Source organism: Erythrobacter sp. W302b (assembly GCF_046452395.1).
GTDB lineage: Bacteria > Pseudomonadota > Alphaproteobacteria > Sphingomonadales > Sphingomonadaceae > Erythrobacter.
In genome coordinates this window covers 694,214-712,255 of the sequence record NZ_JBKFDH010000001.1, presented here as the reverse complement: position 1 = coordinate 712,255, position 18,042 = coordinate 694,214, and the positions used below count along the sequence as shown (strand labels likewise).

18 protein-coding genes are annotated in these 18,042 nt (G+C 63.8%); 6 read left to right on the top strand and 12 right to left on the bottom strand.

What is annotated here, in order from left to right; translation table 11 throughout:
• Window positions 1-3: 3 nt before the first annotated feature.
• Window positions 4-207 carry a hypothetical protein gene (locus ACLBKT_RS03430; protein ID WP_410181572.1) on the top strand — a complete coding sequence of 68 codons (204 nt, stop codon included), beginning with the start codon at window positions 4-6 and terminating at the stop codon, window positions 205-207.
• A 9-nt stretch (window positions 208-216) separates the two neighbouring features.
• Here the strand turns inward: ACLBKT_RS03430 and ACLBKT_RS03425 are convergent, their stop codons facing one another.
• Entirely contained in the window at window positions 217-819 is a 603-nt protein-coding gene (locus ACLBKT_RS03425; RefSeq protein WP_410181571.1) for a hypothetical protein, read from the bottom strand.
• A gap of 298 nt (window positions 820-1,117) precedes the next feature.
• On the opposite strand from ACLBKT_RS03425, the gene ACLBKT_RS03420 reads away from it, so the two are divergent.
• A complete protein-coding gene (locus tag ACLBKT_RS03420) occupies window positions 1,118-1,558 on the top strand; it encodes a hypothetical protein (RefSeq protein WP_410181570.1) in 441 nt (146 codons plus the stop codon).
• Between the two features lie 431 nt (window positions 1,559-1,989).
• Here ACLBKT_RS03420 and ACLBKT_RS03415 read toward each other — a convergent pair whose 3' ends face one another.
• Entirely contained in the window at window positions 1,990-2,907 is a 918-nt protein-coding gene (locus ACLBKT_RS03415; RefSeq protein ID WP_410181569.1) for an IS1595 family transposase, read from the bottom strand.
• A 151-nt stretch (window positions 2,908-3,058) separates the two neighbouring features.
• Between ACLBKT_RS03415 and ACLBKT_RS03410 the strand changes: the two genes are divergently transcribed.
• On the top strand, window positions 3,059-3,262 hold the full coding sequence (locus tag ACLBKT_RS03410) for a hypothetical protein (RefSeq protein ID WP_410181568.1): 204 nt from the start codon (window positions 3,059-3,061) through the stop codon (window positions 3,260-3,262).
• Between the two features lie 39 nt (window positions 3,263-3,301).
• A complete protein-coding gene (locus ACLBKT_RS03405) occupies window positions 3,302-3,685 on the top strand; it encodes a hypothetical protein (protein WP_410181567.1) in 384 nt (127 codons plus the stop codon).
• A 141-nt stretch (window positions 3,686-3,826) separates the two neighbouring features.
• Here ACLBKT_RS03405 and ACLBKT_RS03400 read toward each other — a convergent pair whose 3' ends face one another.
• The 9 genes from ACLBKT_RS03400 to fsa form a co-directional block, all read right to left on the bottom strand.
• Window positions 3,827-5,260: an aldehyde dehydrogenase family protein gene (locus ACLBKT_RS03400; RefSeq protein WP_410181566.1), complete on the bottom strand. Its 1,434-nt coding sequence runs from the start codon at window positions 5,258-5,260 to the stop codon at window positions 3,827-3,829.
• Between the two features lie 44 nt (window positions 5,261-5,304).
• Window positions 5,305-6,960, bottom strand: a complete 1,656-nt coding sequence (locus tag ACLBKT_RS03395; RefSeq protein WP_410181565.1) for an acetolactate synthase large subunit — start codon at window positions 6,958-6,960, stop codon at window positions 5,305-5,307.
• A gap of 141 nt (window positions 6,961-7,101) precedes the next feature.
• Window positions 7,102-8,052, bottom strand: coding sequence for a D-2-hydroxyacid dehydrogenase (locus ACLBKT_RS03390; RefSeq protein WP_410181564.1), 951 nt, complete (start codon window positions 8,050-8,052; stop codon window positions 7,102-7,104).
• Window positions 8,053-8,159: 107 nt separating this feature from the next.
• Window positions 8,160-9,647: a cysteine--tRNA ligase gene (gene cysS / locus ACLBKT_RS03385; RefSeq protein ID WP_410181563.1), complete on the bottom strand. Its 1,488-nt coding sequence runs from the start codon at window positions 9,645-9,647 to the stop codon at window positions 8,160-8,162.
• A 106-nt stretch (window positions 9,648-9,753) separates the two neighbouring features.
• A complete protein-coding gene (locus ACLBKT_RS03380) occupies window positions 9,754-10,416 on the bottom strand; it encodes a nitroreductase (RefSeq protein WP_410181562.1) in 663 nt (220 codons plus the stop codon).
• Window positions 10,417-10,535: 119 nt separating this feature from the next.
• Window positions 10,536-11,030 (bottom strand): hypothetical protein, encoded by a 495-nt coding sequence (locus ACLBKT_RS03375; protein ID WP_410181561.1) that lies wholly within the window; start codon window positions 11,028-11,030, stop codon window positions 10,536-10,538.
• Window positions 11,027-11,674, bottom strand: a complete 648-nt coding sequence (locus ACLBKT_RS03370; protein ID WP_410181560.1) for a hypothetical protein — start codon at window positions 11,672-11,674, stop codon at window positions 11,027-11,029. Before ACLBKT_RS03370 ends, ACLBKT_RS03375 begins: the two co-directional genes overlap by 4 nt.
• A gap of 110 nt (window positions 11,675-11,784) precedes the next feature.
• On the bottom strand, window positions 11,785-13,626 hold the full coding sequence (gene cobT, locus ACLBKT_RS03365) for a cobaltochelatase subunit CobT (RefSeq protein WP_410181559.1): 1,842 nt from the start codon (window positions 13,624-13,626) through the stop codon (window positions 11,785-11,787).
• Window positions 13,627-13,750: 124 nt separating this feature from the next.
• Window positions 13,751-14,404: a fructose-6-phosphate aldolase gene (fsa, locus tag ACLBKT_RS03360; protein WP_410181558.1), complete on the bottom strand. Its 654-nt coding sequence runs from the start codon at window positions 14,402-14,404 to the stop codon at window positions 13,751-13,753.
• Between the two features lie 58 nt (window positions 14,405-14,462).
• Between fsa and ACLBKT_RS03355 the strand changes: the two genes are divergently transcribed.
• Window positions 14,463-15,119 (top strand): DUF2490 domain-containing protein, encoded by a 657-nt coding sequence (locus tag ACLBKT_RS03355; protein WP_410181557.1) that lies wholly within the window; start codon window positions 14,463-14,465, stop codon window positions 15,117-15,119.
• On the opposite strand, the gene ACLBKT_RS03350 is transcribed toward ACLBKT_RS03355, so the two are convergent.
• On the bottom strand, window positions 15,116-15,808 hold the full coding sequence (locus tag ACLBKT_RS03350; protein ID WP_410181556.1) for a DUF4197 domain-containing protein: 693 nt from the start codon (window positions 15,806-15,808) through the stop codon (window positions 15,116-15,118). The genes ACLBKT_RS03355 and ACLBKT_RS03350 overlap by 4 nt on opposite strands.
• A gap of 56 nt (window positions 15,809-15,864) precedes the next feature.
• Between ACLBKT_RS03350 and ACLBKT_RS03345 the strand changes: the two genes are divergently transcribed.
• A complete protein-coding gene (locus ACLBKT_RS03345; RefSeq protein WP_410181555.1) occupies window positions 15,865-18,033 on the top strand; it encodes a primosomal protein N' in 2,169 nt (722 codons plus the stop codon).
• The last annotated feature ends 9 nt before the right edge of the window (window positions 18,034-18,042 follow it).

The window sequence follows — 18,042 nt, the reverse complement described above, 5'->3', positions numbered from 1 at the left end:
GATATGCAGAAACTCACCGTTCACGCCCGCATTGAGGTCGCAATCGTCGCGGTTCTGCTGCTGTCCAGTTGTACACTCGACGACCAGCAACAGGATGAGGTTTCGGACATAGCCGCCGATGTGGCTTACGACGTTGTGCTAGAGCACGAAAAAATCGCGGACTTAGAGAGCCGTATTGAGGCGCTAGAGTCAGTTAACCCCTACTGAGGTTGCCAATCAGTGCCTCAGAGGTTTGAATATACCGACGATATTCTCTGGGGTTCGCACGGCAATTTGCACGTGAGTTTTGTCTAGAAATGCACACCCATCGTAGACGGGGGCGCCCTCGGTGAACATCCCTCTGACCGTATCAAAAGGCGGTGGGCCTACACCCTCATCGAATCCGCGCTCCATCATCGTGTGTAAGCGCTGTAGCACCGCGTAATCAAGAAAGCGCAGAAGCCTATCGCCATACGGATCGGCTTTGGTGCCTTCATTTTTCGGCATGGGGGAACCTACCGTTTCGGTATAGTCCTTCAAGGCTTCAAACGCGCCACGAAGTAGGTCTAAGTTTTTTCGATTAGACAGATCAAGGCAATTACCCAAATCAAGCACCGCCCCCACAACTGCTGCTTTGTCGTATTCCCCGCGCGAGACTTTCCACTCAGCGAACTCCATTGCGCGTTGAGGGTCAGACTCCCAAAAATATACACCGCTACCCAGCCAGTCATAATCCTGACTGCTTGGTATCATTCGATCGTTGCCGGATATGAGTTTGGACGCGACCTTCGCGTCGCAGCCGTGGTAACCTAAAACAAACGACGTAGCGAGGCGGCTCAAGCGACCGCGACCGCCCTCTTGCGAGTGCCGCCGAACCGAACGCGCAAGCGCCCCTTGGTAGTATACGTGCCGTCAGCAGCGAGAGCGGCGCGCGCAGTGGAAATAGACGCGGTTTCACGTCTTGTCTGCTCGGCCATCATTTCCAAAATTTGGGCGTTTCGTTGCTCAAGGGTCATGCCTGTCTCCCACGGTCAGAAGATAGGGCACACACCAGAATACACCAAACCCTACGGGGATGCCCCGCAAAATACATGGGTGGGGTGTTGTCGCGATGACGCGCGTATGGTAAGGGCGCGCCATGAATGACATCCTTGAACAACTTAAAGACCGTCATGCAAAGGCGAAGGCAAGGCTTGAAAAAGCGGAAAAAGCTTTGGAATCAGCCCGTTCAGAATTTTCTGACATTGAAACAGCTTTGCGCGTTCTTCAGGAAATGCAGGGAATCGGCGCGTCAGGGGGCGTCAAAAGCGTTGCAACCGAAGTGGTGGCTGAACGGCAGTCGAACATCCTGAAGGTCTTGAGAGAGGGGCGTAATTCAGCTCTAGAGCCCAAGGAACTCTACGTATACTACTCCCTGACATTTGGCGATGACGTTAGTCTTGACACTTTCAGGACAACCATCTGGCGTATGAAAGATCGCGGACCGTTCGCTGATGGCGAAACGCGTTGGACGGTCGAGAATGAGGATGGCCGCTATTGGAAAGAGCGGATACCGCAGGACTACGACGATATTTTTTAGGATTTGGTGGGGCCGGAGGTCAGGTGACCGGGATGCATTTAGAGGTACGCCCATGGGGTTCAATTCCCCCCGGCTCCACACCAGTTTTCGTACCAGCTTGGGTGCCGCAAACACCTTGGCTGGATGTAAGTTCAACCCTCTATCACGCCTAGCAGAGCAGAAAGTGAGTATCCCTATGTGGCAAGCCGTCACATTAGTCGGGCCCACCGGGGCGGGGTGCTGAAGCGCCCTGCCCTTGGTGGGTTTACTAGCAGAGTCTCAAGAATCCGTCTATAGGCCTTGCGTTGAGCGAGCCCCTTTGCGGACTAGGGCCTCAAGTGCCTTATCGGCCTCGATGGGGCTTAGTTCGCCAGCGTCGATTAGCTTTTGCGCCTCGGCCTTGAACCGGGCGCTTTGCTCCGCTGGCGTCTCCTTGCGCTTCTGCTTTGGCATTAGGCCCTCGCACTAGTTGTTTCATAGGTGAGGCGCTTGCCGATGACTCCGCGTAGGATCAAGTCGGCGCGCTCGGTGTCCTCGATACCAGTTGCCGAGCGGTTGGTGTAGCGGAAGTCATATTCCGCAAGATAGCGGTGCAGGTGCTTCTTGCTGCAATGCTGGTAGATGCCCCGCATCCCGCGCTTGAAGATGCTGAAGAAGCCTTCGATGGTGTTGGTGTGAACGGTGCCACGCACGTATTCGCCAGCGCCGTGGTTCACGCGCTTGTGGTCGGCAACGTAGAACGGAACGAAGCGGTAAACGGGGCTTTCGTCGGTCATAATGCGGGTTTCGCGACGGACGTTTGCGGCAACAATCGGCTCAATTTCGTCGGCGCTCACCTTGTCCACCACGTATGAACGGGCGCGGCCCGAACCACGCTCAACAAGCGAAACCACTTTCATCTTATGGTGATACGACTGGCGAACTTCGGTGCCGGGTTCACGCCCGATGAAGGTTTCATCGACCTCGACAACCGAGCCGATCCCGCCAAGCGGGAAGCCGCTATCGTCGCGCATAGCTTCACGGATGCGGTGGGACATGAACCACGCAGTCTTGAGGGTAACACCAAGGATGCGGTGAAGCTGGTTGCTGGAAATGCCCTTCTTGCTGCCAGCGATCAGGTACATCGCCTGCAACCACAGACGCATGGGAACCTTGCTGTCCTCAAAGATGGTGCCGATCTTCACGGTGAACGGCTTGCGGCACTGGTAGCACTTCCACAGACCAGCACGGGTGGTCTTGCCCTTCAGCTTACCGACGCGATCCACGCCCCCGCAATGCGGGCAAACGGCACCCTGCGGCCACAGGCGGGCCTCAATGTACTCGTAGGCTTTTTCCTCATCATGGAAGTGCGGGGCGGAAATGTTCGACACGGCTCTAACTCCTTGGGATTCTGTCTATCCCTCGGAAGTGGGTACGTCAAGTATAATAACGCCTAGGAAATGGGATTGAACAAATATAGAACATCGGGCGAATCGTTCGGTGGATGCCAACCCAAACAGCACTTTAGAGGGACGCGAAACCATGCTGCTTCGGACCATCGAGACCTTCTTGCGAACCCATGCCATGCCCGCCACCAAGTTCGGGCGGCTCGCAGCCCATGATCCGCGCTTCGTGCTTGACCTGCGGATGGGGCGCATCCCCCGCCCCGATACCGAACTGCGCATCCGCGCCTGGATGCAAGGCTATGCCGACCGCGCGGCGGCTTGCACGCAGGAGGCCGCATGATGCTGACCGAAAGCTTCGGCGATCCCTTCGCCCACCTCAATGCCGGGTTCGACCAGATCGAGGTCAAGTCTGCCCCCCCTCCTCGGCCTTACCCGCTTCCAGCGACCGCGCCGCACGCTCGCCGACCGAGTCCGCGCCGCGCTGCTGCTGATCACCGCCGGTGAAGGGACGGTGCTGTCCCACGAGGAGAAATGCTGGGCCTCGATCACCTTTTCGGGCACGCGCCACGAGGTGGTGATGGAGTTCTGCGGCCCCGAAGCTGTCCTTGCGGGCGAGGGGCTGATCGAGCAGCTGCCCGATCACGAATTCACCCTCCCCGGCCAGCTCGTCGCCGATGCGACCATCGCCAAGGTCGACCACCGCTTCGGCGCGATGGAACGGCTTGAGGTGACCGCGGTGCTGCTGCTGCTTGAGGAGGGGTAATCCTCCCCTGCAAGGGGAGGGGGACCAGACGAAGTCTGGTGGAGGGGCACGGGCAGTTTTTCCGAAACGCCGCCGTCGCGATCCGCCGCGCCTGCCCCTCCACCATGCTTCGCATGGTTCCCCTCCCCGTTCCGGGGAGGATTATGTCCGCCGCACGATCAGATTCCGGATCTCGCTCATGTCCTCCATCGCGAAGCGCACGCCCTCGCGCCCCAGGCCTGAGTCCTTCACCCCGCCGTAGGGCATGTTGTCGACACGGTAGCTCGGCACATCATTGATCACCACGCCGCCGACATCGAGCCGGTCCCATGCGTCGAACATCTGGAACAGGTCACGGGTGAAGATGCCCGCCTGCAGGCCGAATTTGGAGTTGTTGACCTCCTCCAGCGCCTCGTCGAAGTGGGTGAACTTCTGGAGGATGGCCAGCGGACCGAAGGCTTCCTCGTTCTTCGCCTTGGCATCATCCGGCACGCCTTCGAGCAGGGTCGCTTCCAGCATATTGCCGCGCGACAGGCCTCCGCCGCACAGCAGGGTCGCGCCTGCGGCCACCGCTTCGTCGATCCAGCCCTTGAGGCGCTTGGCCTCGCCGTCCGAGATCATGGGGCCGATGAAGGTATCACGGTGCTTGGGATCGCCTGCGACCAGCGTTTTCGTCTTGGCGACCAGCATCGCCTTGAAGCGATCGTAAACGTCGGCGTGGATCAGGATGCGCTGCACCCCGATGCAGGACTGGCCCGACTGGTAGAAGGCGCCGAAGATCACCCGCTCCAAGGCGTCGGCAAGGTCCGCGTCCTTGTCGATGATAACCGCCGCATTGCCGCCGAGTTCGAGCACGACCTTCTTCTTGCCCGCCTTGGCCTTCAAGTCCCAGCCCACGCCCGGCGAGCCGGTAAAGGAAAGCAGCTTCAGCCGCTCATCCTCGGTAAACAGGTCCGCGCCGTCCCGGCTGGCGGGAAGGATGCTGAAAGCGCCCTCGGGCAGGATGTCACACTCGGCAAGCACCTCGCCCATGATGATCGCGCCCAGCGGAGTCTTGGACGCGGGCTTCATCACGAAGGGGCAACCGACCGCGATGGCCGGCGCGATCTTGTGCGCGGCGAGGTTGAGCGGGAAATTGAACGGTGAGATGAAGCTGCACGGCCCGATGGGCACGCGCTTCCACATCCCCATGTAGCCCTTGGCCCGCGCCGAGATGTCGAGCGGCTGGACCTCGCCGTAGTTCCTGACCGCCTCTTCGGCGGCGATGCGGAAAGTGTCGATCAGGCGCGTGACTTCGCCCTCGGCGTCCTTGATCGGCTTGCCCGCTTCGACACACAGCGCAAAGGCGAGTTCCTCGAAGCGCTCCCGGAACCGCGCGACGCAGTGCATCAGCACATCCTGCTTCTCGTAGGACGCCAGCCGCGCCATCGGTTCTGCCGCGCGCACGGCACCGGCGATGGCCTCCTCGATCACATCGGGGGTGGCGAGCGCGGTGCGAAAGGCGACCTCGCCTGTGTACTTGTCAGTCACCTCGAGATCGGTGTTGGGCTGCACCGCCTTGTTGTTGAGGTACAGGGGATATACGTCTTTGAGCATGGTCACTTCCTTCCCCCCTTCCCGCCTGCGGGAGGGGTACGAGGTTACAGCTCCTTCGACAGCCGTTTGATATCATGGTTCAGGATCTGATCGTTCTCGGTGTAGTCAACCGGGCAATCGATCAGATGCACCCCCGGCGTGCTGAGGCAATGGGTAAGCAGATCGGTGAGGTGTTCCGAAGACGTGACTCGGTGACCGTTCGCACCGTAGCTTTCCGCATACTTCACGAAATCGGGATTGCCATAAGTAAGGCCGAAATCGGCAAAACCCATATTGGCCTGCTTCCAGCGGATCATCCCGTAGGCATTGTCGCGCAGGATCAGCACGGTGAGGTTGAGGCCGAGCCGGACCGCCGTCTCCATCTCCTGGCTGTTCATCATGAAGCCGCCGTCGCCGCAGATCGCCATGACCTTGCGGTCGGGGTAGAGCATCGCGCTCATCATCGCGCTCGGCAGGCCAGCGCCCATTGTCGCCAATGCGTTGTCGAGCAGCACGGTGTTGGGGAGGTAGGCGGTGTAGCCGCGCGCGAACCAGATCTTGTAGACCCCGTTGTCGAGGCAGATGATCCCGTCCTCCGGCATCGCCCCGCGCACTTGCTGCACCAGATGCGGCGGGAAAATCGGGAAGCGCGTGTCGGCGGCAAGGCCCGCGGTATGGGCGACCTCGGCCACGCGATATTCCAGCATCCGCCGGACATCCCACCGCCCCTGCGGCACGATGTCTTCCTTGATCTGCCAGATCGCGTTGGCGATATCGCCGATCACCTCGATCTGCGGGAAATAGACCGGATCGACCTCGGCCGTGCGGGTCGAGACATGGATCACGGTCGGCCCGCCCGCCTGCATGAAGAACGGGGGCTTTTCGATCACGTCATGGCCGATATTGACGATGCAATCCGCGTCCTGAATCGCGCGGTGAACGAAGTCCCCGGCCGACAGCGCCGCGCAGCCCAGGAACAGCGGGTGGCGTTCATCGACCACGCCTTTGCCCATCTGGGTGGTAAGGAAGGGAATGCCGGTCTTGTCGATCAGCTGGCGCAGCATCCGCCCCGTCATCTTGCGGTTCGCGCCCGCACCGATGACGAGGATGGGCGCCTTCGCCCCCTCAATCGCCAGCACGGCCTGACGCACGGCCTTTTGCTCGGCCGAGGGCCGCCGCGCGAGGCTGGCGGGGATCGGCTGACTGGCTGTGTATTCCTCGGCGATGTCTTCCGGGAATTCGAGGTGGACCGCGCCCGGCTTTTCCTCCTCGGCCAGCCGGATCGCCTCGCGCACGCGGCTCGGGATGTTGTCGGCACTGGCGAGCTGGTGGGCATATTTGGTGATCGGCCCCATCATCGCCACGACATCGAGGATCTGGAACCGGCCCTGCTTCGATTTCTTGATCGGCTTCTGCCCAGTGATCGCCAGGGTCGGCATCCCGCCCAGCTGCGAGTAGGCGACCGCGGTCACCATATTGGTCGCACCCGGCCCCAAGGTGGCGAGGAACACCCCGGTCTTGCCGGTGTGCCGCCCGTAGGTCGCCGCCATGAAGCCGGCGCCCTGTTCGTGGCGGGTGAGGATCAGCTTGATTGTCTCGGACTTCGACAGGCTTTCGAGGAAATCGAGGTTCTCTTCGCCGGGCACCCCGAAAATGTACTCGACGCCCTCGGCCTCAAGACACTTGATGAACAGGTCCGAGGCTTTCTGTGTCTCGCTCATGCTCGCCAATCCCCCCTCTGCTGCGATCAGCCCCCAAGCCCGTTAGTGTGCGTCTGTGACTGCTGCGTGATGACGCAACACCAGCAACAGGTATCGCAGAAAAGCGCCAAAGCGCACAGCCGCAATGTCGGGTGGAGACGATCAGTAGCCGAGGCGCGGATCAAACACCGGCGCGACCGGCTCACCCCGCAGATATTTCCCGAGATTGTCGAGGAAACGGTCGCCGCTGCGCTGGAACATCTTGCTCTGCGCGCGGCCTGACAGGTGCATCGAAATATGCGCGTTATCAAGCGCCCATAGGGGATGATCGGCAGGTAGCGGCTCGGGCGTGGTAACGTCGAGGAACGCCCCGCCGATGGCCTTCTTGTCCAGCGCTTCGATCAGCGCGGGCTGATCGATCACACTGCCGCGGGCGATGTTGATGATGACGGCATCGGACTTCATCGCCGCCAACTCGGCCGCGCCGATCATGCCTTCGGTCTCTGGCGTGGCGGGGACGGCGAGGATGATCCAGTCGAACTCCCCCAGCCGCGCGCGCCATTCATCCGGCCCGAGGGTCTTGGGGTCGCCAGAGACAGGGGACGAGCGGCGGACGACGGAGACCTCGACATCAAAGGCGGCCAGGCGCGGCGCGATCAGCTTGCCGATCGCGCCATAGCCGAGAAGCAACGCCTTCGATCCCGCCAGCTCGCGCTTGCCGGGCGAATCGAGCAGCCATTCGCGCCGCTCCTGCGCGCGCACCACCTCGCGATAGCCCTTCGCGATATTGAGCATCCCCATCACCACATATTCGGCGATGGTGATGGCATTGATCCCGGCCCCGTTGGTCACGGTGATCCCGTGTTCGATCAGCACGTCCATGGGGAGGAAATCCAGCCCGGCGTAGATCGAATTGAGCCACTTCAGCTTTGTCGCCGCGCGCAGGGTGTCGGCCATGGCAGCCTGATCGTTCATGTCAAACCAGCCGATTTCCGCCTCGGCCACGGCAGCGAGCGCCTCCTCGTGGGTCATGAACCAGCGCACGTCGAGGCCCTCGGGCAGGCGGTGTTCGAGCATCGGGCGGATCAAGCCGGAAATGGCAAGAATGGTCATGGATGGTCCTCTGTTCCCCGCCCCGGGCTTGACCCGGGGCCCAGCTTTTCTTGCGCCCGGGTTGGAGGCAGCGGGGTCCCGGGTCAAGCCCGGGACGGGGGAGAGGGTCAACCCAGCTTCCACTCCCAGCCGAGCGGATCGCCGTCCATTACCTCGACCCCTTGCGCCGCGAGTTCATCACGGATCGCGTCGGAAGTGGCAAAGTCCTTGGCGGCGCGCGCTTCCTTGCGGCGGGCGAGCGCGGCTTCGATGTCGGCTTCGGTGATGGTCGCCGTCTTGGGGCGGATGCGCAGATCGGCACGGGTGAGGTTCAGCAGGTTGAGGCCCAGCACCGCGTCCATCGCGGCCGCCAAATTCGCCTTCACCTCGGGATCAATCTTTTTAGCCGCCAAAACGTCGTCGAACGCGGTGAGCGCAATGGCCGTGTTGAGGTCGTCAGCAATAGCCGCATCGAACTTGTCGAGCGCAGGCTGTAACTTGCCCCAGTCGTCACCCCGGCGCAGGCCGGAGCCCATCGCTTCTGGATCCATGCCTTCGCCGGGAAGACGGGCCTTGAGTTGCTCGACCGCCATCACCATCCGCTTCAATCGCGTCAGCGCAGCGCCCAGCCCCTCCCAGCTGAACTCCAGCTCGCTGCGGTAATGCGCAGCCAAGCACATCAGCCGATAGGCGAGCGGGTGGTAGCCCTTGTCGACCAGCAATTGCAGCCGCAGGAACTCGCCCGAGGACTTCGACATCTTGCCCGAGCGTTCGACGAGGAAGTTGTTGTGCATCCAGAAGCGCGCGCCGGAATTGCGCGGATTATCCAAGCCATTCGTGCAGCAATAGGCCTGGTTCTGCGCGATCTCGTTGGGGTGATGGATCTCGCGGTGATCGATCCCGCCGGTGTGAATGTCGAAGGGGAAGCCCAGCAGCGCCTCACCCATGACCGAGCATTCGAGATGCCAGCCGGGCGCGCCCCGGCCCCACGGCGAATCCCATTCCATCTGCCGCGTCTCGCCAGCGGGGGTCTTGCGCCAGATCGCGAAGTCGGCGGCGTTGCGCTTGCCTTCGACGCTTTCGATCCGGCCCTCCCCGTCTTCGGTGACCGCGCGCGCCAGCCGGCCATAATCCGCGACCGTCGAGACATCGAAATAGAGCCCGCTCTCCAGCTCGTAGCAGTGCTTGTCCGCGATGGACTTGCCCCATTCGATCATCGCCGCGACATATTCGGTCGCGCGCGGGTGCTGCTTGGGCTGGACATTGAGCCGCGCGAGGTCCTGCTCGAAATCGGCCTGATAGAACTTGGCGATATCCCACGCGCTCTTGCCCTCGCGCGCGGCCATCTTCTCCATCTTGTCCTCGCCCTCATCCGCGTCCGAAGTGAGGTGGCCGACATCGGTGATGTTGACGACATGGGTGAGCTTGTAGCCCTTCCACTGGAGCGTCCGTCCCAGCGTGTCGGCAAAGACATAGGCCCGCATGTTGCCAATGTGCTGGTAGTTGTAGACCGTCGGCCCGCACGAATAGACGCGCGCCTCGCCCGGATGGACGGGCTCGAACACCTCGAGCGAGCGGGTGAGCGAGTTGAACAGTTTGAGCGGCGTATCGGTCATGGCCGGGGCCTTTGCCTATTCCGTCATCCCAGCGCAAGCTGGGACCTAGGGCCGCAAGCACTGAGCCCGTCGCCCTAGGCCCCAGCTTTCGCTGGGGTGACGCCCCTTATTCAAACCCGATGAACTTGACGTGCTCCTCGAGCGGCACGCGCTGGCGTTCGAAATTGTTCACCGGCGCCTCGGGATCGCGATACCCGATCGCCATGCCGCAGAAGAACATGTAGCGTTCGTGATCGAGGCCGAGGAACTCGCGGATCGTGTGCGCGAAGATCGCCATGTATTCCTGGAAGCAGCTATCGAGCCCCTCCTCGCGCAGCAGCAGCGCGACGGTCTGGAGCCACATGCCGACATCCGACCACTGCGGCTCCTTCATCAGGCGCGGGAAATAGACGAACAGCACCGCGGGCGCTTCGAAGCTGGTGGTGTTGCGCGCCATAGCGGCCATCCGCCCCGCGCCGTCTTCGCGCGCGATCCCCATCGCGCCGAACATCCCGGCCGAGACCGCGTCAAGCCGCGCCTTGTAGGCCTGTTCCTGCCCCGGAGCGGCCCAGTCATACTCGGCCGCCTTGGGCCCCTCGGCGAGCATCTTTGCTTGCAAGTCCTTCAAGGGTTGACCGGTGACGATGCTCGCTTCCCACGGCTGGTAATTGCACCCCGACGCCGCCCAACGGGCCTTGTCCATTACGCGGGTGAGCGTTTCGAGATCGACCGGCTTGTCGAGAAAGGCGCGGATCGAGCGGCGGGTGGTGACGGCTTCAGTGACGTTCATGAGACAAGCCTTCGTTGGCGGTGATGTGGCCGGTGTCTTGCCGACATAGGGAGCGGGACCGCAAGCGACAAAATCGCCAGCGGCCCCGACTTATTCTTTCAACCGGCGAACCGGAAGGATCAGGGGTAGTTGGTCGCCTTGACCGCTTCCGACATGTCCTCGGCATCGACCAGCTTGGGGTTCTTGTGCTTGGTGCGGAACTCGGTCTCGGTGCTAGGGCCGATGTCGGCGCGGCCCGACATGAAGCCGGTCTTGATCTTGCAGCGCACGAACTGGGTCTCGCCTTCCTCGATCTCGAGGGTGAGCGCGTCCTTCGTCTCGAGCGACTTGACGGTGAAGCTGCGCGGCCCGGGGTCGGACACGAGAATAAAGTACTTGCCCGCGCCGAGCGAGGAGAGCTTGTCGGCAGCGCCCACATCGAACACCGCGCAGCCCAATGCCGCACCGCTGAGGCCGCCGGTGCGGTAGAACAGCACTTGGCCCTTGCCCGGCGGGGGCGTGGGTATGGTCAATTCGCCCTCGGCCTCTGCCTGAGCCAGCGCAGCCGGGGCAGCGCCAGTCATCGCCAGTGGTGCAGCAGCCGCAAGAACGGCGGCAGCAATCAATTTCTTCATGGATTTTCCTCCCTCGTTTCAACCTGTGGTTCGGCGGGTGCCGCCGCCTGGGCAGCGGGCCGCGCGAAAAGCTCGTCATTGCGGGTCTTGGCGTTGGCGATGGTGCCCGGTGGGACATTGGTGTTGCCGCCGCCGATGAAGAACCCGAGCGGTCCGGCAAGCGCAGTGGTCACGTTGGAGACGCCGGTATTGTCCTGCCCCTTGCCGAGCGAGGCCTCGCCCGCCTCCATGAAGCGGAAGCTGCGCAGCGCGATCCGGCGCTCGCCCAGATCGAGATAGCGCGCCGCGAGCACCAGTTCGCCCGCAGCGCCCGCCAGCCCCGCCTTCTTGGCGTGCACGACCTCGCCCTGTCCGGTGATCCCGGCGGGGAGCACCTCGACCCCTTCGACCAAGACCGGCTTCACCAGCCGGATCGGGAAGGTTTCGCCGGTCGTGCTGATCTTGGAGCCAAGCTCCTTGTCGATGGCGATGATGAGGGGCGTGGTCTTGGGGAGCAACAGGCCATCAGGCGCGACTTCGTCAGATGCCGGTTCTGCGGGTGTTTCGGCCTCAGGATTGGCTGCGGGCACCGCTCCCTCGGCCGTGGTCTCAGGCGGCGCGGGCAGGCCATCGCTCACCGCCGACGCGGGAGCGGCCTGCTGCAATAAAGCAGCCAAAATCAATGACAACAAGAACACAACCCCCGAACGACCCTGATCGCAACATCGGCCAGACCGGAGGCTGCGTCAACCGGAATTGCGCGCCGGCAGCCGCATCAGCGACTGCGCCCCGAGCCCTTCTCATCCTCGAACAATTCCGCCAGCTGCTCCATGATCGTGCCGCCGAGCTGTTCCACGTCCATGATCGTCACCGCGCGGCGATAGTAGCGCGTGACATCGTGGCCGATGCCGATGGCGACCAGCTGGACGGGCGAGACCTTCTCGATCCATTCGATCACGCTGCGCAGATGCGCCTCAAGGTAACCGGCGCTGTTCACCGACAGGGTCGAATCGTCCACCGGCGCGCCGTCGGAAATCACCATCAGGATGCGGCGTTCCTCGGGGCGATAGAGCAGGCGGCTGTGCGCCCAGATCAGCGCCTCGCCGTCGATGTTTTCCTTGAGCAGGCCCTCGCGCATCATCAGCCCGAGATTGCGGCGCGCGCGGCGCCAGGGCTCGTCGGCCTGCTTGTAGATGATGTGCCTGAGGTCGTTGAGGCGGCCGGGGTTCTGCGGCTTGCCATCGGCGAGCCAGGCCTCGCGGCTTTGCCCGCCCTTCCACGCGCGGGTGGTGAAGCCGAGGATCTCGGTCTTGACCCCGCAGCGCTCGAGCGTCCTCGCCAGAATGTCGGCGCTGATCGCGGCAATCGAGATCGGCCGCCCGCGCATCGAGCCCGAATTGTCGATCAGCAGGGTGACGATCGTGTCCTTGAACTCGACATCGCGTTCGACCTTGTAGCTCAAGGCCGTGCCAGGCGAGATGATCACCCGCGCAAGGCGCGCGGCATCGAGCACGCCTTCTTCCTGATCGAAATCCCAGCTGCGGTTCTGTTGCGCCATCAAGCGGCGCTGGAGCCGGTTCGCCAACCGCGTCACCACACCCTGCAAACCCGTCAGCTGGCTGTCGAGATAGGCGCGCAGCCGGTCCAGTTCCTCGGAATCGCACAGGTCGGGCGCAGCGACTTCCTCGTCGAAGCGGGTGGTGAAGGCCTTGTAATCGACGCTGGCGGGGACTTCGGCCTGCGGACGGTTGGGACGCACCGGGGCGTTGGAGGCATCGCCATCGTCGCTCGGCTCACCCTCGGACATGTCGCTGTCGGTCTCGCTGTCGGAGCGTTCCTCGCCATCGCCCTCGCCTTCGGCCATGTCACCGGCCATTTCGGCGGCCTGCGGGTCGCCTTCGCTCTGGCTGTCATCCTCGCCCTGGCTGTCATCCTCCGGGCCATCCTCGTCATCGGGCGAATCGCTGTCGCTTTCGTCGGGGGCGTCGGTCGGCCGGGTGAGGTCGAGTTCGCGCAGCATGTCGAGCGCGAGTTTCTGGAAGGCTTCCTGATCGCCCAGCTTTTCCGCCAGCGCGCCGAAATCCTTGCCGACCTTTTCCTCAAGGAAATCGCGCACCAGCTCGATCCCGCCCCGCGCGCGCGCGGGCACGGCCTCGCCGGTCAATGCCTCGCGCACCAGCAGTGCGAGCGCGGTCTGGAGCGGCACTTCGGCGGAGTTCTGCGCCCGAACGATCTTGTCGCCCGCGGTGCGCATCTCGGTCGCCGCGTCGAGATTGGCTTTGATGCCGCCAAAGCGGTTCGCGCCCAAGGCTTCGTAACGCACCTGCTCGATGGCATCGTAGCACGCCCTCGCGATGGGTTCAGGCGGCGCGGATTTGGCGTGGAGCGCGGCGTTGTGGTGGCGCAGCTTCAGCGCGAAGGAATCCGCAAATCCGCGCGCCTCGGTCACCTGATCCTTGGGAAGATCCCGCCCCGGCAGCGGCACACGGAAGCGATTGCCCGCCGCCCCCGGAACGTCGGCGCTCCACGCCACCTCGACCTCCGCGTCGCGCGCAATCGCCCGCGATGCGCCGGTGAGCGCCTGCTTGAACAGATCGAGCGGGGACTGATCAGCCACTTCTATCCTTTCGTGCGCGCCCGCGAACTTCCAATTTGCGATTCCCTGCGAAGGCAGGGACCTCATTCCATTGCAAGCCGCCCTTGCCTCACGAGATCCCCGCCTTCGCGGGGAATCGCGAGTGTTACAAAATGCTCTGACCCGTCTTGGCCCAATCGGCCATGAAGCCTTCGATGCCCTTGTCGGTCAGCACGTGCTTGAACAGATCGTGGATCACCTTGGGCGGCGCGGTCATCACATCAGCCCCGATCTTGGCGGCCTGCAAGACGTGGGTGGTGTGCCGCACGCTGGCGACCAGGATTTCGGTGGCGAAATTGTAGTTGTCATAGATCAGGCGGATGTCCTCGATCAGGTCCATCCCGTCGAAGCCGTTATCGTCATGACGCCCGACGAAGGGCGAGATGAAGGTCGCGCCCGCCTTCGCCGCCAGCAGCGCCTGATTGGCCGAGAAGCACAAAGTCACATTGACCATTGTGCCCTCGGACGAGAGCGCCTTGCAGGTCTTGAGGCCGTCGACCGTCAGCGGCACCTTGATGCAGACATTGTCCGCGATCTTCCGGAGGACTTCGGCCTCTTTCATCATGGTGGCGTGGTCCAATGCCACCACCTCGGCGCTGACCGGGCCATCGACGATGCCGCAGATTTCGCGGGTGACCTCCATGAAATCCCGCCCCGATTTGGCGATCAGCGAGGGGTTGGTGGTTACCCCGTCGAGCAGGCCGGTGGCGGCGAGTTCGCGGATCGGCTCGATCTCGGCGGTGTCGACGAAGAATTTCATGGGTTCACTCCGGCAAATTACGATAGCCAGCGCCATATGGCGGGCCTAGGTGGCGCGCATGACACGATGGTCGACGCGTTTCGGGATGCTGCTTGCCGCCACACTGGCGGCTTGGCAACCGTCGAAAGCGCAAGCCAACCCGGAAGACACGCAATTCTGGGTGGTCGGCTTCGCCCGAGGCAAGCTGACCGATGATCTCTATCTGACGGTCGACACATCCTATCGCTGGCGCGACCCGGAATTCGGTGCGGATCAGCAGACCTTCAGAGTGAGCGTCGAAAAGGCCCTCGATGACGAGCTGCGAATCGGTGGCGGGATGTCGCTGTTCCAAACCGGCAGCGTGAGCGAATATCGCCCGCACCAGCAGTTCCGCTATGCCAGTGGCGGCCTTGATCTGCGGACCCGCTTCGAACAGCGCTGGTTCGACGGGGCGGACCGGGTCGAACTGCGCATCCGCCAGCGCGTGCAATATACCCAGCCTGTCGCGCCGCGGCTCGAAGTCTTCGGTTCGGCGGAGTGGTTCGGAATCATTCAGTCACGCCGCGATGCAGGACGGCGCGGCACCGAGCAGGTGCGCAATATCGTGGGGTTGTCCTATCAGGTGAACGACCGGCTCGATATTGCGCCCAGCTACATGCTCCAGATCACGCCGCGCCCCGGCAGCCCTGACGCGATCAGCCACGTGCCGCAACTGACACTGAACTGGCGCTTCTAGATCCGGCCGCCCAGCCCGAACACGCCGATCAGCAGCGGATCGCGCGTGCTTTGCGGATCGGCGCGGATCGCGGCTTCCTCGCGCGCGATTTCGCCCCAGATGGCGTTGTCCACTTCCCGGCCCAACCGGTCGGCCACGCCTGCGGCATCGACCCCGGTGAGCGCGCTCAGCGCCTGCCCGATCAGCGGATCGCGGCTCAGCCGGATCGCCTCGCCCAGTTCGGGCACCACCGCATCGATCAGCGCCGGGCCGACTTCGCTGCGCAAATAGCTGCTCGCGGCATCCGGGCCACCGCGCACCAGCGCAATGGCGTTGTCGAAACCGATCATCTGGATCGCGTCCGTCACCACGGGCGCGGCGCGGAAGCTTGCGTCGATCGCGAAAGTGGCAAAGCGCTCCTCCAGCCGGTCCTTGACCAGCGCCGAGGTGAGAATGCGCGACAGCACATCGCCGCGCGTGCCCATCAGGTTGGCGAGGCCGAGCCGCGCCACCTGCTCGTCCCAGAAGCCGCCGGGGGCAGTCAGGCGCGCAAAGGCGTTCTCGGAGGCGAGTAGCAAGAGCCGCCGCACCGCTTCCACCATCGAATAGCCGCCGGTGCTGGCACAGCCGGGAAGCAGCAGCATAGTCGCGCCGCCCATGGCTCCGGCGAGCAGACTGCGGCGGGTCGGGATGAAGGTCTCGCTTGTCATTTTCTCGGGTCTCCCAGCTTGCCCTTGTCCTTTGCCAAGCCCCATATGGCGGCAAGATGAACCGGGTTCGCCTCCTCATTTTGAACGCCGCGCTTGGCCCGCTGGATTACCGGCTGCCCGAGGGCGTCAGCGCGCCTGCGGGGAGCGTCGTGATTGCGCCGCTGGGGCCGCGCAAGGTGACCGGGATCGTGTGGGACGATGGCCGGTTGCCGGGCGACGAAATCGCTTTCGAGCGTCTGCGTCCGATCCTCGAGGTGCTGCCCGTCCCGCCCCTGCCCGCGCCCTTGCGGCGGCTGATCGAATGGACCGCCGATTACTACTGCGCGTCCCTCGCCTCGGTCGCGCGCATGGCGCTGTCGAGCGGCGGCGCCTTGGGCGGCCCGGCGACCATGACCGAATACCGGCTGACCGGCGCAGCGGCGAGCGGACGGCTGACGGCGCAGCGCAAGACCGCGCTGGAGACGCTCGCAGGCGAGCAGGGCACGATGCGCGAACTTGCCGCGCTTGCGGGCGTTTCGGAAGGCGTGCTGCGCGGCATGGCCGGGGCCGGTCTGCTGGAACCGGTGGTGGTGAACGTCGACCGCCCCTACCCGCTCGCCAACCCCGATCATCACCAGCCGGACCTGTCACCCGATCAGCTTTCGGTCGCGGCGATCTTTACCGATGCCGTCAAGGCAGAGGCCTTTGCCCCCTTCCTGCTCGACGGGGTGACGGGCTCGGGCAAGACGGAGACCTATTTCGAACCCGTGGCGCAAGCGATCCGCATGGACCGGCAGGTGCTGGTTCTGCTTCCCGAAATCGCGCTGACAGAGAATTTCCTCAGCCGCTTTACGGCGAGGTTCGGTGCAGCGCCGGTGCTGTGGCACTCCTCGCTGAAATCGACCGAGCGCCGCCGCGCATGGCGGGCGATTGCTGACGGGAGCGCTCAGGTGGTGGTCGGCGCGCGCTCGGCGCTGTTCCTGCCCTATGCCAATCTCGGGCTGATCGTGGTCGATGAAGCGCACGAGATCAGCTTCAAGCAGGATGACGGCGTGCGCTACAACGCGCGCGACGTTTCCGTGATGCGCGCGCGGTTTGAGGGAGTGCCCGTGATCCTCGCCAGCGCCACCCCGGCGCTGGAAAGCCTGCACATGGCGGATATCGGCGTTTACACGAAGCTCGACCTGCCCGCCCGGTTCGGCGGGGCGAGCCTGCCGACGGTGCGGCTGGTCAACCTCACCGAAGAAAAGCCGGGCAGTCAGCGCTGGCTTGCCGGGCCGCTGGTGGAGGGATTGCGCGACCGGCTGGCGAAGGGCGAACAATCGCTGCTGTTCCTCAACCGGCGCGGCTATGCCCCGCTGACGCTGTGCCGCAATTGCGGGCATCGGTTCAAATGCCCGTCGTGCAGTGCATGGCTGGTCGAGCATCGCCTTTCCGCCCGCCTCGCCTGCCACCATTGCGGGTTCGAGACGCGGGTGCCCGAGGCTTGCCCCGAATGCGGCGAGAGCGATTGCCTCGTCGCCTGCGGCCCTGGCGTGGAACGCATCGCCGCCGAAGTCGCCGCCCTGTTCCCCGCCGCGCGGGTGGCGGTGGCGACCAGCGACACGCTCAACACGCCCGACCGCGCGGCGGAGTTCATCGCCATGGCCGAAGAACGCGCGATCGACATCATCATCGGCACGCAACTCGTGACCAAGGGCTTCCACTTTCCCGAACTGACGCTGGTGGGTGTGGTCGATGCCGATCTCGGTCTTGAAGGCGGAGACCTGCGCGCGGGCGAGCGCACCTTCAGCCAGATCGCACAGGTTGCGGGCCGCGCCGGGCGCGGGGCCAAGCCGGGCGAGGTGCTGATCCAGACCCGCCACCCCGATGCCCCCGTCATCGCGGCCTTGGCGGGGGGCGACCGCGATGCCTTCTACGCCGCCGAAACCGCCGGGCGGCGTGATGCGGGCGCGCCGCCGTTCGGCCGCTGGGCGGCGATCATCCTGTCCAGCGAAGACGAAAAGGAAGCGCGCGAGGCCGCGCATCGGCTGGGCGATGTCCGGCCCCGGCTGGCCGATGTCCAGATCCTCGGCCCCGCCCCGGCCCCGCTTGCCTTGCTGCGCGGGCGCTATCGCTACCGCTTTCTCGTCAGCGCGAAGCGCAGCGCCAATCTTCAGGCGGTGCTGCGCGACTGGATCGGCGCGGTGAACTTTGCCCCCGGCGTGCGGGTGGGCATCGATATCGACCCTTACAGCTTCGTTTGACCCTGTATT

Excerpts from the sequence above, each read along its gene's own strand:
- ACLBKT_RS03400 (WP_410181566.1), bottom strand. The coding sequence starts at position 5,260 with ATGCTCAAAGACGTATATCCCCTGTACCTCAACAACAAGGCGGTGCAG.
- ACLBKT_RS03395 (WP_410181565.1), bottom strand. The coding sequence starts at position 6,960 with ATGAGCGAGACACAGAAAGCCTCGGACCTGTTCATCAAGTGTCTTGAG.
- ACLBKT_RS03350 (WP_410181556.1), bottom strand. The coding sequence starts at position 15,808 with ATGACAAGCGAGACCTTCATCCCGACCCGCCGCAGTCTGCTCGCCGGA.
- cysS (WP_410181563.1), bottom strand. The coding sequence starts at position 9,647 with ATGACCGATACGCCGCTCAAACTGTTCAACTCGCTCACCCGCTCGCTC.
- ACLBKT_RS03375 (WP_410181561.1), bottom strand. The coding sequence starts at position 11,030 with ATGAAGAAATTGATTGCTGCCGCCGTTCTTGCGGCTGCTGCACCACTG.
- ACLBKT_RS03345 (WP_410181555.1), top strand. The coding sequence starts at position 15,865 with ATGAACCGGGTTCGCCTCCTCATTTTGAACGCCGCGCTTGGCCCGCTG.
- ACLBKT_RS03380 (WP_410181562.1), bottom strand. The coding sequence starts at position 10,416 with ATGAACGTCACTGAAGCCGTCACCACCCGCCGCTCGATCCGCGCCTTT.
- ACLBKT_RS03430 (WP_410181572.1), top strand. The coding sequence starts at position 4 with ATGCAGAAACTCACCGTTCACGCCCGCATTGAGGTCGCAATCGTCGCG.
- ACLBKT_RS03410 (WP_410181568.1), top strand. The coding sequence starts at position 3,059 with ATGCTGCTTCGGACCATCGAGACCTTCTTGCGAACCCATGCCATGCCC.
- ACLBKT_RS03390 (WP_410181564.1), bottom strand. The coding sequence starts at position 8,052 with ATGACCATTCTTGCCATTTCCGGCTTGATCCGCCCGATGCTCGAACAC.
- ACLBKT_RS03355 (WP_410181557.1), top strand. The coding sequence starts at position 14,463 with ATGACACGATGGTCGACGCGTTTCGGGATGCTGCTTGCCGCCACACTG.
- ACLBKT_RS03405 (WP_410181567.1), top strand. The coding sequence starts at position 3,302 with ATGCCGGGTTCGACCAGATCGAGGTCAAGTCTGCCCCCCCTCCTCGGC.
- fsa (WP_410181558.1), bottom strand. The coding sequence starts at position 14,404 with ATGAAATTCTTCGTCGACACCGCCGAGATCGAGCCGATCCGCGAACTC.
- ACLBKT_RS03420 (WP_410181570.1), top strand. The coding sequence starts at position 1,118 with ATGAATGACATCCTTGAACAACTTAAAGACCGTCATGCAAAGGCGAAG.